A 14,090-nucleotide genomic window follows, 5' to 3' on the forward strand; every position below is an offset into this window, starting at 1 on the left:
GCGCCGCGGGCCTGCCGCGACCGGCTAGCGGATGAACTCGTCGGCGGCGTCGAGCAGCATCAGGCAGGCGTACTCGGCGAAGCTGCGCCGCACCACCAGCTGGTACAGCTCCTCAGCGATGTGCAACACGGTGATGCCGGCCTTGAAGAAGTGGCTCTGCGTGCTGCAGCCGACCGGGAACACCTTGGGGTGCAGGTCGAGCGGGCAGCCCTTGGCCAGCACCTCGCGCACACGCCGGCCGGACAGTTCGAACACGGTGTAGCCGCTGCTGACGTCGACCACGGCGTGGTGCTCGCCGGCGAGCGCCTGGCGCAGCGCCCGCTCCAGCTCGGGGCCGGTCTCCTCGACCGACTGGATCAGCCACTCGTCCGGGCCCATCCATACCGCGCTGTAACCGCCGGCCGAGGCCGCCATGGCTTGGCCGCTGGGCAGGGCCAGCTGCAGCACCCGCTCCACCGCGCGGCGGAAGGCCGGCGAGTCCGGGTCGCCGCGCAGCGTGACGTGGGTCATGAAGGCGCGCTCGACCAGGCCGAAGTCTTTCGGCCCCTTGACGAAGGCCGCGGCCAGTTTCGACTTGATGCCCACCAGCGGGGCTTCCTGAATCAGCTGATCAGACATGTTGGCGTCCTCCTTCGACGTCGTAGAACACCGGGCTGCACACTTCGACTTCGATGCTGCGCCCGTCCCGCAAGGCCACGTAGACTCGCTCGCCGTGGCGCGACTGCCCGCCCTTCATTACCGCCATGGCGATGGAACGCGCCAGGATCGGGCTGAAGTAGCTGGAGGTGACGTGCCCCAGCATCGGCGTCATGCCGCCGCTGGTGGACTGGGCGACGATCTGCCCGCCTTCCGGCAGTACGAACGTCGGGTCGAGCGGCTTGAGGCCGACCAGCTGCTTGCGGTCGTGGCGGCGCGTGTCGGAGCGGAACAGCGAGCGCTTGCCGAGGAAGTCCTTGGCCTTGGACACCATGCCCTCCATGCCGAGGTCGATCGGGCTGACCGAGCCGTCGGTGTCCTGGCCGACGATGATGTAGCCCTTCTCGGCGCGCAGCACGTGCATGGTCTCGGTGCCGTAGGGGGTGATGCCGAACTCGGCACCGGCCGCCATCAGCGCCTCCCACACCTTGCGGCCGAGGTTGGCCGGCACGTTGACTTCGTAGGCGAGCTCGCCCGAGAAACTGATGCGCATCACGCGCGCCGCCACACCGGCCACGGTGCCGTTGCGGTAGCTCATGAACGGGAAGGCCTGCGGCGCGAAGTCGATGTCGCTGCACACCTTCTGCAGCACGCGGCGGCTGTTCGGGCCGGCCACGGCGAAGGTCGCCCAGTGGTCGGTGACGGTGGTCAGGTGCACCTTGAGGTGCGGCCACTCGGTCTGCAGCCAGCGCTCCATCCAGTTGAGCACGCGCGCCGCGCCGCCGGTGGTGGTGGTCATCAGGAAGTGGTGCTCGGAGAGGCGTGTGGTGACGCCGTCGTCGAACACCATGCCGTTCTCGTCCAGCATCAGGCCGTAGCGGCACTTGCCGACTTCGAGCTTGCTCCACGGGTTGGTGTAGAGCCAGTTGAGCAAGGTGGCGGCGTCCGGACCCTGGATGTCGATCTTGCCGAGCGTGGAGGCGTCGAGCATGCCGACGCTGTTGCGCACCGCCAGGCATTCGCGCGCCACGGCGGCATGCAGGTCTTCCCCGTTCCTCGGGAAATACCACGGGCGCTTCCACTGCCCGACGTCCTCGAACAGCGCGCCGTGCTCGACGTGCCACTCGTGCAGGCAGGTCTTGCGGATCGGGTCGAGGTAGTCGCCCAGTTCGCGTCCGGCGATGGCGCCGAAGCTGACCGGCGTGAAGTTCGGGCGGAACGTGGTGGTGCCGGTTTCGGGAATGCTCTTCCCCAGCACCTCGGCCAGGATCGCCATGCCGTTGATGTTGCCGAGCTTGCCCTGGTCGGTGCCGAAGCCCATCGCGGTATAGCGCTTGACGTGCTCGATCGAGTGGTAGCCTTCGCGCGCCGCCAGGTAGATGTCGGCGGCCGAGACGTCGTTCTGGAAATCGACGAACTGCTTGTCGCTTCGGCCAACCTTGTCGCGGTCGCCGACCAGCCACAGCGGCAGCAGCGGGGCCTCGCCCTGCTCCTCCACCGACCAGGCCGGCAGCCTGGGCAGCGCGAACCCCTCCAGCTCGAGCGAGCGGCGCGCGGCCTGCACCGCGCCGCTCAGTACCCGGGCCAGGCTGAAGTCGCCGTTGCAGGCGCCGGCGCTGATTTCGGCCTGTACCGACGTGCCCGGCACGAAGCAGGCTTTCTGCTCGTCCCAGCGCGCCTTGCCGCCCGATTGGGCGAACAGGTGCAGCACCGGGTTGAAGCCGCCCGACATCGCCAGCAGGTCGCAATCGAGGCTGCCGGCGTCGCCGGCGAGGCGACCGCCCTGGTAACGGCTAAGCGTGACGCGGCTGACGCGCAGATCGCCGCTGACATGGCTCACCACGGAGCCGTACCTCACCTCGATGCCGCGCCGGCGCGCCTGCTGCGGCAGGTCGCCGTAACTGGCGGTGCGCGGATCGACCACGGTGACGCGGGCGCCGGCCTCGTACAGGTCGAGCGCGGTCTGGTAGGCCTGGTCGTTGTTGGTGAACACCACCGCGCGCTTGCCCGGCAGCACGCCGAAACGACGCAGGTAGGTCGACACCGCGGAGGCGGTCATCACCCCCGGCCGGTCGTTGTTGGCGAACACCAGCGGACGCTCGTGGGCGCCGGTGGCGAGGATCACGCGCTGGGCGCGCACCTTCCACACCCGTTCGCGCACGCCCTGGCGCCGCGCCAGGGGCAGGTGGTCGGTCTTGCGCTCGCAAATGGTGAGCAGGTTGTGGTCCTGGTAGCCGAACACGGTACTGCGCCGCAACACCTGGACCTCGGGCATCGCCGCCAGTTCCGACTCGATCCGCGCCACCCACTCCAGCCCCGGCAGGCCGTCGATGCTGGCCGGCTGGCTGAGCAGGCTGCCGCCCAGTTCCGGCTGGTTGTCGGCGAGGATGACGCGGGCGCCGGCGCGGCCGGCGACCCAGGCGGCGGCGAGCCCGGCCGGGCCGCCCCCCACCACCAGCACGTCGCAGTGGGCGTAGCGCTTGTCGTAGCGGTCGGTGTCGAGCACGGTCGGCGCTTCGCCCAGACCGGCGGCCTCGCGGATGAACTCCTCGTACTTCGGCCACATCTTCTGCGGCCACATGAAGGTCTTGTAGTAGAAGCCGGCCGGGATGAAACGGGCGATCTTCTGGTTCACCGCGAGGCGGTCGTTCTCCAGGCTCGGCTTGGCGTTGACGCTCTTCGCGCTCAGCCCGTCGTACAGTTCGAGCTCGGTGGCGCGGGCGTTGGGCACCTCGTAGGCGCCGGATTCGAGCTGCACCAGCGCATTGGGCTCCTCGACGCCGGCGGTGATGATGCCGCGCGGGCGGTGGTATTTCCAGCTGCGCGCCACGAAGTGCACGTCGTTGGCGAGCAGCGCCGAGGCAAGGGTGTCACCTTCGACGCCCTGGTAGGTCTTGCCGTTGAAGTGGAACGTCAGCGGGACGGCGCGGTTGATGCGGCCGCCTTGCGGGATACGGTTAGTCTGCGCCATGAGAGTCTCCCGACGCGCCGGCCCCGATGGGGTAGGTGCGGATGAATTGGTAGGTCACGGTGTCGCGCTCGGCGTTGAACCAGCGGCGGCAGCCGGAGGCGTGAAACCACTGCTCCTTGTGAACACCCTTGGTGTTCTTGCGCATGAACACGTAGTCGCCCCACGCTTCGTCGGACAGCTTCTCGCTCTCCAGCGGGCGCACGATGTCGGCTTCGCCGCCGCAGCTGAATTCGCTCTCGGCGCGCGCCCCGCACCAGGGACAAGTAATCTGCAACATGGTGGTTCTCCTGATCAGTGGGCGACCGCCGCCGCACCGTGCTCGTCGATGAGATGGCCGGAATAGAAGCGGTCCAGCGCGAACGCGGCGTTGAGCGGGTGCGGATTGTCGGTGGCGATGGTGTGGGCGAACACGTGCCCCGAGCCCGGCGTCGCCTTGAAGCCGCCGGTGCCCCAGCCGCAGTTGAAGTAGAGCCCCTTGACCGGGGTCTTGCTGATGATCGGGCAGGCGTCCGGCGAGACGTCGACGATGCCGCCCCACTGGCGGTTCATGCGCACGCGGCTGAAGATCGGGAACATCTCGACGATCGCCTGCAGCGTACCCTCGATAGTGTGGAAGCTGCCGCGCTGGCCGTAGCCGGTGTACTGGTCGATGCCGGCGCCGATCACCAGGTCGCCCTTGTCGGACTGGCTGATGTAGGCGTGCACCGCGTTGGACATGATCACCGTGTTGATGACGGGCTTGATCGGCTCGGACACCAGCGCCTGCAAGGGATGGCTCTCCAGCGGCAGGCGGATGTCGGCCATCGCCGCCAGCACGCTCGAGTTGCCCGCCGCCACCACACCGACCTTCTTGGCCTTGATGAAGCCGCGCGTGGTTTCCACCCCGACCACCGCGCCGTTTTCGCGGCGGATGGCGGTCACCTCGCAGTTCTGGATGATGTCGACGCCGCGCTGGTCGGCGCCACGGGCGTAACCCCAGGCCACCGCGTCGTGACGCGCCACCCCGGCGCGCGGCTGGAACGACGCGCCCAGCACCGGGTAGCGGCTGTTGAGGTTGATGCAGGGCACGATCGCCTTGATCTGCTCCGGCGTCAGCACCTCGGCGTCGACGCCGTTGAGGCGGTTGGCCCCGACGCGGCGCTCGATGTCGCGCATGTCCTGCAGGGAGTGGCCGAGGTTCATCACCCCGCGCTGGCTGAACATCACGTTGTAGTTGAGGTCCTGCGCCAGCCCTTCCCAGAGCTTCAGCGCGTGCTCGTAGAGCTGCGCCGCTTCGTCCCACAGGTAGTTGGAGCGCACGATGGTGGTATTGCGCGCGGTGTTGCCCCCGCCCAGGTAGCCCTTCTCGATTACCGCCACGTTGGTGATGCCATGCACCTTGGCCGGGTAGTAGGCGGTGGCGAGGCCGTGGCCGCCGCCACCGATGATCACCACGTCGTACTCGCGCTTGGGCTCGGGACTGCGCCAGGCGCGTTGCCAGTTCTCGTGGTACGAGAGCCCGTTACGCACCAGGCTGAAAATGGAATAACGTTTCATAATCTCACCTCAACACTCGATGACGTTGACGGCCAACCCCCCGCGGGAGGTCTCCTTGTACTTGACCTTCATGTCGGCGCCGGTCTCGCGCATGGTCTTGATGACCTTGTCGAGCGAGACGTAATGCTTGCCGTTGCCCTTGAGCGCCATGCGCGCGGCGTTGACCGCCTTGATCGCGCCCATGGCGTTGCGCTCGATGCAGGGAATCTGCACCTGGCCGCCGACCGGGTCGCAGGTCATGCCGAGGTTGTGTTCCATGCCGATTTCCGCGGCGTTCTCGATCTGTTCCGGGGTGCCGCCCAGCACGGCGGTCAATGCCGCCGCCGCCATCGAGCAGGCCACCCCGACCTCGCCCTGGCAGCCCACCTCGGCGCCGGAGATCGAGGCGTTTTCCTTGTAGAGGATGCCGATCGCCGCCGCGGTGAGCAGGAAGTCCATCACCCCCTGCTGGGTCGAGCCGGGCACGAATTTGGTGTAGTAGTGCAGCACCGCCGGGATGATGCCGGCCGCGCCGTTGGTCGGCGCCGTGACGATGCAGCCGCCGGCGGCGTTCTCCTCGTTCACCGCCATGGCGTAGAGGTTGATCCAGTCGATCATCGACAGCGGGTCGCGCAGGCTGGCCTCGGACTGCGCCTTGAGCGTCTGGTACAACTCGGGGGCGCGCCGCTTGACCTTCAACGGCCCCGGCAGCACGCCTTCGGTGGCGCAGCCGCGCTTGACCGCCGCCGCCATGGTCTCGGCGATCGCCAGCAGTTGCTGGCGGATTTCGTCCGGCTCGCGCCAGGCCTGCTCGTTCTCGAACATCAGCTGGGCGATGCTCAGGCCGCTCTCGCCGGTGAGGCGCAGCAGGTCGAGCCCGGACTTGAACGGGTGCGGCACCGGGCGCGACGGCATCAGGCCGTTGAGACGGCGCCCGGCCGCGTCGATGACGAAGCCGCCGCCGACCGAGTAGTACACCTCCTCCAAGAGCGGGGTGCCGGCGGCGTCGCTGGCGATCAGGCGCAGGCCGTTGGTGTGTGCCGGCAGGTTCTCGCGCGGCAGGAACACCAGACGCGCCTTTTCGGCGAAGACGATCGGGTGCGTCCCCATCACCTTGAGGCATTGCGTGGCGCGGATCTCGGCCAGGCGGGCCTCGGCATAATCCGGGTCGATCTTGTCGGGCACATTGCCCTCGAGGCCCAGCAGTACCGCCTTGTCGGTACCATGCCCCTTGCCGGTGGCGGCCAGCGCGCCGTGCAGCCGGACATCGACCGCCGCTACCCGGGGGAGCACGCCGCACTGCTGCAGGCGCTCGGCAAAGTGCTGGGCGGCGATCATCGGGCCGACGGTGTGCGAACTGGAGGGGCCGATACCGATCTTGAACAGATCGAATGTGCTGACGTTCATGGCGGTCTCTCAGCGTCCCTGGTAGACGGGAAAGTCGCGGCACAGCGCGGCCACCTGGGCGCGTACCGAGGCGACGACCTCCTCGTTGCCGAGGTTATCGAGCACGTCGCAGATCAGCGTCGCGGTGCGTGCCGACTCGTACTCGGTGAAACCGCGCGTGGTGATCGCCGGCGAGCCGATGCGGATGCCGCTGGTGACGAACGGGCTTTGCGGGTCGTTCGGCACCGCGTTCTTGTTCACCGTGATGTGAGCGCGGCCCAGCGCCGCGTCGGCGTCCTTGCCGGTGATGCCCTTGTTGATCAGCGACAGCAGGAACAAGTGGTCATCGGTGCCGCCGGACACCACTTCGTAGCCGCGCTCCTGGAATACCGTGACCATGGCGCGGGCGTTGGCGATGACCTGCTGCTGGTAGGCCTTGAATTCCGGCTGCTGCGCCTCGAGGAAGGCCACGGCCTTGGCGGCGATGACGTGCATCAGCGGGCCGCCCTGGATACCGGGGAACACCAGCGAGCTGAACTTCTTCTCCAGCTCCGGGTTGCTCTTGGCCAGGATCAGGCCGCCGCGCGGGCCGCGCAGGGTCTTGTGGGTGGTGGTGGTGACGACGTCGGCGAACGGCACCGGGTTCGGGTAGAGCCCGGCGGCGACCAGACCGGCGACGTGCGCCATATCGACGAACAGGTACGCTCCCACCGAGTCGGCGATTTCACGGAAACGGGCGAAATCCAGCACGCGAGCGTAGGCGGAGAAGCCGGCCACGATCATCTTCGGCTTGTGTTCTTCGGCCAACCTTTGCACTTCGTCGTAATCGATCAGCCCGGTGTCCGGGTTAAGTCCGTACTGCACGGCGTTGTAGAGCTTGCCGGAGAAGTTGACCTTGGCGCCGTGGGTGAGGTGGCCGCCGTGCGCCAGGCTCATGCCGAGCACGGTGTCGTGCGGTTCCAAGAGCGCCATGTAGACGGCGGCGTTGGCCTGGCTGCCGGAGTGCGGTTGCACGTTGGCGTAGTCGGCGCCGAACAGCTGCTTGGCGCGGTCGATGGCGAGCTGCTCGACCACGTCGACGTGCTCGCAGCCGCCGTAGTAGCGCTTGCCGGGGTAGCCTTCGGCGTACTTGTTGGTGAGCACCGAGCCCTGCGCCTGCATCACGCGCGGACTGGTGTAGTTTTCGGAGGCGATGAGTTCGATGTGGTCTTCCTGGCGCTGGCGTTCTGCCTCCAGCGCGGCCCACAACGCGTCATCGAACCCCGCAATGATCTGGTCTTGCGAGAACATCCTGCTATCTCCTTCGTATTTCTTGTCTTTGTCTCCGGCGGCAAGCGAGTGCCGCCGGAGTTACTGCCGGGAACCTGCCACGCTCTTGCTGCGCGTCCCTGATCGGGGCTCATGTGCGGCTCGAAATCCTCATGTACTCCAGTACATTCCGGTTTCTGCGCTGCTCTTCACCCCGCTGAGGGCCGCTCGCGACAGAGCGTGAACAGGTTCCTGAATCAGGCCTTGATGATGTTGTGCTCAGGGCCGTACTTGAAGCCGGTGATGTTCTCGGCGCCGTTCTCATGCACCACCAGGATGTCGTGCTCGCGGTAGCCGCCGGCGCCCGGCAGGCCTTCCGGCAGCATGATCATCGGCTCCATCGACACCACCATGTTCGGTTCGAGCACGGTGTCGATGTCCTCGCGCAGTTCCAGCCCGGCTTCACGGCCGTAGTAGTGGCTCAGCACGCCGAAGGAGTGGCCGTAGCCGAAGGTGCGGTACTTGAGCAGGTCGTACTTCTCGTAGATCTTGTTGAGTTCCTTGGCGATGTCGCCGCAGCGCGCGCCCGGCTTGATCAGTTCTAGGCCGGCCTCGTGCACCTCGACGTTGATCTGCCACAGGCGCAGATGCGCGTCCGGGCAGTGGTCGAAGAACATGGTGCGTTCCAGCGCGGTGTAGTAGCCGGAAATCATCGAGAAGCAGTTGAGGCTGAGGATGTCGCCCTTCTGCACCTTGCGCGTGGTGACCGGGTTGTGGGCGCCGTCGGTGTTGATGCCGGACTGGAACCAGGTCCAGGTGTCCATCAGCTCGGAATCCGGGAAGCGGCGGGCGATCTCGCGCACCATCGCCTGGGTCGAGGCCAGCGCCACTTCGTGTTCCGGCACGCCTTCGCGCACCGCGGCAGCCAGTGCCGCGCCGCCCACGTCGCACACGTTGGCGCCGTGCTTGATCAGGGCGATTTCCTCGTCCGACTTGATCATGCGCATGCGCATGGTGGCGGCGCTGATGTCGACGAACTCCACCGACGGCAGCGCGGCGCGCAGCTTGTTCAGCGCCTCGACCGGCAGCTGGTCGTACTCGAGGCCGACACGGCCCTTGTTGGGGATTTCCTGCTGCACGGCGCGGTAGAAGTTGTCGCGCTGCCAGTCGGTGTAGACCACGTTGTAGTCGCCGACGGTACGGCGCCACGGCTGGCCGCCGTCGATGTTGGCCGAAATCGACACCACCTTGTCGCCGGTCACCACCAGGCCGTACTTGCGGCCGAACGAGCAGTACAGGAAATCGGCGTAGTAGTTGATGTTGTGGTACGAGGTGAACAGCACGCTGTCGATGTTCTGGCTGGCCATCAGCTCGCGCAGCTTGCGCTGGCGGTTGGCGTACTCGGCGTCGGAGAAGGTGTGCTTGGCTTTCTCACCGTTCTCGATTTTGATCAGACTTTCCAGTTCCATTTACTCTCTCCTCTTGTGATGTGTTGTCACGGCTGGTGAGGTAGATAGTAGGGTTCTGGAACAAATTGAAATTCCTGTTTACGACAAAATACTTTCCGTATACGTTAAAAGCAGACCGCCACGGCCCGTCGCGCCGCCGCCCCTCGGCCGCCCTCAAGCAGGCGTGACGAACGTCTGGCCGCGGCGCCGCGAATCGGGCACCATCGCCTGTTCACTCACACCCGAACACCACTCGGCCACCGCCTCGATAACGTCATGAACCACGCCGCCACCCCGATGCCGGACGGCATCCACGACCTGCGGGTCAGCACCTTCGGCTTCCTGCTGATCAAGGACTTTTCCCTGATCGCGCTCAGCACCGCGGTGGACCCGCTGCGCATCGCCAACATGGTGGTGGGCCGCAAGGTCTACACCTTCAAGCTGCTCTCGGTGGACGGCGACTCGGTCACCTCCAGCGACGGCATCCGGGTGTTCACCGAAGGCACCATCGCCGACAACGAGGTATTCGACACCGTGTTCGTGGTCGGCCCCAACCCCATCCCGCAGCCGCGCAACCTCGGCATCACGCGCTGGCTGCGCTACCAGGACGGCAAGGGCGCGGCGCTCGGCGGCATCGATACCGGCAGCTACTACCTGGCGCGCGCCGGCCTGCTCGACGGCTACCGCTGCACCATCCACTGGGAAGACCAGGACCTGCTGGTGGAACGCTTCCCCAAGCTGATCGTCTCCAACCGCCTCTACGAGGTGGACAACAAGCGCTACACCTGCAGCGGCGGCGTCGCCCCGCTCGACATGATGGTGCAGCTGATCAGCCAGCCGCCCGGCACCCGCAACCTGGGCGCCCGCGTGCTGGAACTGCTGGTGGCGGAAAAGCGCAGCCACGAACAGCGCCAGCGCGCCTCGCTGCGGCAATACCAGGGCACGGAGCTGCCCAAGCTGGAAGAGGCGCTGCAACTGATGGAGAGCAATATCGAAGAGACGCTGTCGATCGCCGAGATCGCCGCCTACCTCACGGTCTCGGTACGCCAGCTGGAACGCTGGTTCCACGAACGGCTCAACAAGACCCCGGCCCAGGCCTACATGGAAATCCGCCTGCTGCGCGCGCGCCAGCTGCTCTACCGCACCGCCAAGCCGCTTGAAGAGGTGTGCGCCAACACCGGCTTCGTCTCCACCACCCACTTCGCCACCAAGTACAAGGCGCAGTTCGAAATCTCCCCGATCACCGACCGCAAGCGCTACCAGGGCATGCTCTGAGCGGCGCGCGGCGCCGCCTTTTCCGGCCAGGCCGCGGGCCGCGGCGAAAATGGCCGGGCCCCGGCAGGCTTCCTTGCCTACACTGGAACGGTCGTTTCCGGCACGTCGCCGTGAAGACCCACCCGAGGAGAACAGCGTGAACGATGCACCCAAAATCCTGGCGTTTGCCGGCAGCGCCCGCAAAAATTCCTGGAACAAGAAGCTGGTGCACATCGCCGCCCACGGCGCCCGCGCCGCCGGCGCCGACGTCACCCTGATCGACCTGCGCGACTTTCCCATGCCGCTCTACGATGGCGACGAGGAGAGCGAGAACGGCATACCGGACAACGCTCTGCGGCTGCGCGAACTGATGCTGAGCCACCAAGGCCTGCTGCTCGCCTCGCCGGAATACAACGGCTCGATTTCCCCGCTGCTGAAGAACACCATCGACTGGACCACGCGCCAGGTCGACGGCAGCCCCGGCCTCGCCCCCTACACCGGCAAGGTGGCGGCGCTGCTCGCCACCTCGCCGGGCGGCTTCGGCGGCTTGCGCGGCCTGGTGCACGTGCGCGCCATCCTGGGCAACGTCGGGGTGCTCGTGATGCCGGAGCAACTGGCGGTCGGGGTCGCGCACGAGGCGTTCGGCGCCGACGGCGCCATGGCCAATCCCAAGCAACAACACGCCGTGGAAGAACTGGGCGCCAACCTGGCCGGGCTGCTCGCCAAGCTGCACGGCCTGTCGCTGGCGCCGGAATCCACCGAACGCCGCCACGACCTGACCCGGCTGCGCTGACACATCCCGCCGAAAGAACCGGTTTACGATCTGCTGCGCGTCGGCGATACGGCGTTAAAAACGACTTCGGAATGCTCATTTACTACGTGTAAACGCCGCTTTCTCAGCCGTTTATGCCTTGTCTCGCGCTAGCTCGCGAGCTCGTAAACAGGCTCTAAGAGCCTGTTCCAGCGCGGCATCCAGCCGTACCCGGCCGCAGCGGCGAAAAAACCTGGAACAGGGTCCAAGGTAACAACGCGCCAAGGCCCGCTGTACGCGGGCTTTGGCGCCTCGGGAGGCGGCGGCCCCGGACACGCCAGAAACCAATAGGCTCCCCGGCGCGGCGTCATGGCGCGGGCCACGCCAGGCAAGCCGGGCTCAGCCCTGGCCGATACCCGGACGCAGAAATCGTGCCGTCCCCGGCATCGCGCGCCGCCGCACACGTTCTCTGATGGCAAGTGCGCCGCACCCCGCCCGCCGCCGCACCCCTCCGGTATTTATGCAACAGCCGCGCCACCGCCCGAAACTTTTCTTGCTTTCCCCTCAAACTTGTATGATAACCTGATGACACGATTACAAGACGTAAAAACCCCGCGTGGCTGACCGCTCTCGACGGCAGCGCCGGGGCACCGCATCACCCCACAGTTCAGAAAATCGAGTGCGGGCCGACCTCCGCCCCACTCGAGACAGACGGAGACAGAAGATGAGTAAAACGCTTGGAGTCATCGGCCTCGGCTCGATGGGGTTCGGTGCCGCGCTGAGCGCCCTGCGCCGCGACGTCGGCACCTGGGGTTTCGACCTCAATCCGCAGGTGTGCGAGCGCTTTGCCGCCGAGGGCGGCAAGGTGGCGGGCAGCCCGGCCGAGCTGGCGCGGCACAGCGACGTGGTGCTGGTGCTGGTGGTCAACGCCGCGCAGACCGAGAGCGTGCTGTTCGGCGACGACGGCATCGCGGCCCATCTCAAGCCGGGCGCGGTGGTGGTGACCGCCGCCACGGTAGACCCGACCCTGCCGCCGCAGTGGGAAGCGCGCCTCGCCGAGCGCGGCGTGTTCCTGATCGATGGCCCGGTGTCCGGCGGCGCGGCCAAGGCCGCCGCCGGCGAGATGACGGTGATGGCCTCCGGCAAGCCGGAAGCGTTCGCCGCCGCCGGCGGGCTGCTCGAGGCCTACGCCGGCAAGATCTACCGCCTGGGCGACAAGGCCGGGGTCGGCTCCACCGTGAAGATGGTCAACCAACACCTGGCCGGCGTGCACATCGCCGCCGCCTGCGAGGCGATGGCGCTCGGCATCCGCGCCGGCGCCCGTCCCGACGAGCTATACGAGGTGATCTGCAACTCGGCCGGCATGAGCTGGATGTTCCAGAACCGCGTGCCGCACATCCTCGCCGGCGACTACACCCCGCTGTCGGCGGTCAACATCTTCATCAAGGACCTGGGCATCGTGCTGGATGCGGCACGCCAGCTCGCCTTCCCGCTGCCGCTCGCCTCCGCCGCGCACCAGCTCTACCTCGGCACCGCCGCCGCCGGCCACGGCCAGGAGGATGACAGCGCCGTGATCAAGCTCTACGCCGCGCTCACCGGCATCCAGCTGCCGCAAGGCAAGGAGGCCGCATGATTCTCGGCGTGATTGCGGACGACTTCACGGGCGCCACCGACGTCGCCAGCATGCTGGTGCGCGCGGGTCTGAAAACAGTGCAGGTGATCGGCGTGCCGGACGGCCCGGCACCCGAGGCCGACGCCGTGGTGGTGGCACTCAAGTCGCGCACCAACCCGGCACAGGAGGCGGTACGCGATTCGCTCGCGGCACTCGAATGGTTGCGTGCCGGCGGCGCGCGCCAGTTCTACTTCAAGTACTGCTCCACCTTCGACTCCACCGTCGAGGGCAATATCGGCCCGGTGACCGAGGCGTTGCTGCAGGCGCTCGGCAGCGACTTCACCATCGCCTGCCCGGCCTTCCCGGAGAACGGCCGCACCGTGTTCCGCGGCCACCTGTTCGTCGGCGACCAGCTGCTGTCCGACTCCGGCATGCGCCACCACCCGCTCACCCCGATGACCGACGCCAACCTGGTCAACGTGCTGCAGGCGCAAGTCTCCGGCCGCGTCGGCCTGGCGCGCTACGACACCGTGGCGCAGGGCACGGCCGCGCTGCAGGCACGCTTTACCGAACTGCGTGGCGCGGGAGTGCAGTGCGCGGTGGTCGATGCGATTTCCAACGACGACCTGCGCACCATCGCCGCCGCCTGCGCCGAGCTGCCACTGCTCACCGCCGGCTCCGGCGTCGCCTTGGGTCTGCCCGAGGTCTACGCCTCGCGGGGTTGGGTGACACCGGATGCGCACGCCGCCGACCTGCCCGCCGTCGGCGGTGCTGCCGCGGTGCTGTCCGGCTCCTGCTCGCAGGCCACCAACGGACAGGTGCAACACTGGATAGCCGCCGGCCGCCCCGCGCTGCGCCTCGATCCGCGCGAACTCGCCACCGGCCGTCCGCTCGCCGCCGAGGCGATCGCCTGGGTGCTGGCGCAAGCCGAACCGGCGCTGGTCTACGCCACCTCGCGCCCGGACGACGTGCGCGCGGTGCAGGCCGAGCTCGGCGTCGAGCGTGCAGGCCAGCTGGTGGAGCAGTGTCTGGCGCAGATCGCGCACGGCTTGGCCGAAAACGGCGTGCGCCGCCTGGTGGTGGCGGGCGGCGAGACCTCCGGCGCGGTGGTGCAGGCGCTCGGCGTCAGCCAGCTGCGCATCGGCGCCGCCATCGACCCCGGCGTGCCGTGGACCCAGGTGGAGGGCCGGCCGCTGCTGCTGGCGCTCAAGTCCGGCAACTTCGGCAGCGTCGATTTCTTCGGCAAAGCCTTGCAGCAGGTGCAGTGAC

Annotated in this window: 11 protein-coding genes; 4 read left to right on the plus strand and 7 right to left on the minus strand. The window is 67.4% G+C overall.

The window, feature by feature from the left end:
* Positions 1-24 precede the first annotated feature (24 nt).
* The 7 genes from ABKF58_RS19230 to ABKF58_RS19260 all read right to left on the minus strand — a co-directional run bounded on the left by ABKF58_RS19230 (position 25) and on the right by ABKF58_RS19260 (position 9,225).
* Positions 25-618, minus strand: a complete 594-nt coding sequence (locus tag ABKF58_RS19230) for a sarcosine oxidase subunit gamma (protein WP_482582815.1) — start codon at positions 616-618, stop codon at positions 25-27.
* Positions 611-3,607, minus strand: a complete 2,997-nt coding sequence (locus ABKF58_RS19235; RefSeq protein ID WP_482582817.1) for a sarcosine oxidase subunit alpha family protein — start codon at positions 3,605-3,607, stop codon at positions 611-613. The genes ABKF58_RS19230 and ABKF58_RS19235 overlap by 8 nt, the downstream gene beginning before the upstream one ends.
* A complete protein-coding gene (locus ABKF58_RS19240; protein ID WP_014086566.1) occupies positions 3,594-3,884 on the minus strand; it encodes a sarcosine oxidase subunit delta in 291 nt (96 codons plus the stop codon). The genes ABKF58_RS19235 and ABKF58_RS19240 overlap by 14 nt, the downstream gene beginning before the upstream one ends.
* 14 nt (positions 3,885-3,898) lie before the next feature.
* A complete protein-coding gene (locus ABKF58_RS19245; protein WP_482582819.1) occupies positions 3,899-5,143 on the minus strand; it encodes a sarcosine oxidase subunit beta family protein in 1,245 nt (414 codons plus the stop codon).
* A 9-nt stretch (positions 5,144-5,152) separates the two neighbouring features.
* Positions 5,153-6,529, minus strand: coding sequence for an L-serine ammonia-lyase (locus ABKF58_RS19250; RefSeq protein ID WP_482582821.1), 1,377 nt, complete (start codon positions 6,527-6,529; stop codon positions 5,153-5,155).
* A 9-nt stretch (positions 6,530-6,538) separates the two neighbouring features.
* On the minus strand, positions 6,539-7,798 hold the full coding sequence (glyA, locus tag ABKF58_RS19255) for a serine hydroxymethyltransferase (RefSeq protein WP_482582822.1): 1,260 nt from the start codon (positions 7,796-7,798) through the stop codon (positions 6,539-6,541).
* Positions 7,799-8,013: 215 nt separating this feature from the next.
* Positions 8,014-9,225, minus strand: a complete 1,212-nt coding sequence (locus ABKF58_RS19260; RefSeq protein ID WP_014086563.1) for a M24 family metallopeptidase — start codon at positions 9,223-9,225, stop codon at positions 8,014-8,016.
* A 255-nt stretch (positions 9,226-9,480) separates the two neighbouring features.
* On the opposite strand from ABKF58_RS19260, the gene ABKF58_RS19265 reads away from it, so the two are divergent.
* The 4 genes from ABKF58_RS19265 to otnK all read left to right on the plus strand — a co-directional run bounded on the left by ABKF58_RS19265 (position 9,481) and on the right by otnK (position 14,089).
* Positions 9,481-10,479, plus strand: coding sequence for a GlxA family transcriptional regulator (locus ABKF58_RS19265; RefSeq protein WP_008955541.1), 999 nt, complete (start codon positions 9,481-9,483; stop codon positions 10,477-10,479).
* Positions 10,480-10,615: 136 nt separating this feature from the next.
* Positions 10,616-11,251: an NADPH-dependent FMN reductase gene (locus ABKF58_RS19270; RefSeq protein ID WP_482582824.1), complete on the plus strand. Its 636-nt coding sequence runs from the start codon at positions 10,616-10,618 to the stop codon at positions 11,249-11,251.
* A 682-nt stretch (positions 11,252-11,933) separates the two neighbouring features.
* Positions 11,934-12,842 carry an L-threonate dehydrogenase gene (ltnD, locus tag ABKF58_RS19275; protein ID WP_482582826.1) on the plus strand — a complete coding sequence of 303 codons (909 nt, stop codon included), beginning with the start codon at positions 11,934-11,936 and terminating at the stop codon, positions 12,840-12,842.
* Positions 12,839-14,089: a 3-oxo-tetronate kinase gene (gene otnK, locus ABKF58_RS19280; RefSeq protein ID WP_482582828.1), complete on the plus strand. Its 1,251-nt coding sequence runs from the start codon at positions 12,839-12,841 to the stop codon at positions 14,087-14,089. The genes ltnD and otnK overlap by 4 nt, the downstream gene beginning before the upstream one ends.
* Position 14,090 lies beyond the last annotated feature (1 nt).

The organism is Pseudogulbenkiania sp. AW2-16 (assembly GCF_056824575.1).

What these genes read in the sequence shown, in the direction of transcription:
- glyA (WP_482582822.1), bottom strand. Translation starts at nt 7,798, where the DNA reads ATGTTCTCGCAAGACCAGATCATTGCGGGGTTCGATGACGCGTTGTGG.
- ABKF58_RS19240 (WP_014086566.1), bottom strand. Translation starts at nt 3,884, where the DNA reads ATGTTGCAGATTACTTGTCCCTGGTGCGGGGCGCGCGCCGAGAGCGAA.
- ABKF58_RS19250 (WP_482582821.1), bottom strand. Translation starts at nt 6,529, where the DNA reads ATGAACGTCAGCACATTCGATCTGTTCAAGATCGGTATCGGCCCCTCC.
- ABKF58_RS19245 (WP_482582819.1), bottom strand. Translation starts at nt 5,143, where the DNA reads ATGAAACGTTATTCCATTTTCAGCCTGGTGCGTAACGGGCTCTCGTAC.
- ABKF58_RS19235 (WP_482582817.1), bottom strand. Translation starts at nt 3,607, where the DNA reads ATGGCGCAGACTAACCGTATCCCGCAAGGCGGCCGCATCAACCGCGCC.
- ABKF58_RS19265 (WP_008955541.1), top strand. Translation starts at nt 9,481, where the DNA reads ATGAACCACGCCGCCACCCCGATGCCGGACGGCATCCACGACCTGCGG.
- ltnD (WP_482582826.1), top strand. Translation starts at nt 11,934, where the DNA reads ATGAGTAAAACGCTTGGAGTCATCGGCCTCGGCTCGATGGGGTTCGGT.
- ABKF58_RS19230 (WP_482582815.1), bottom strand. Translation starts at nt 618, where the DNA reads ATGTCTGATCAGCTGATTCAGGAAGCCCCGCTGGTGGGCATCAAGTCG.
- otnK (WP_482582828.1), top strand. Translation starts at nt 12,839, where the DNA reads ATGATTCTCGGCGTGATTGCGGACGACTTCACGGGCGCCACCGACGTC.
- ABKF58_RS19260 (WP_014086563.1), bottom strand. Translation starts at nt 9,225, where the DNA reads ATGGAACTGGAAAGTCTGATCAAAATCGAGAACGGTGAGAAAGCCAAG.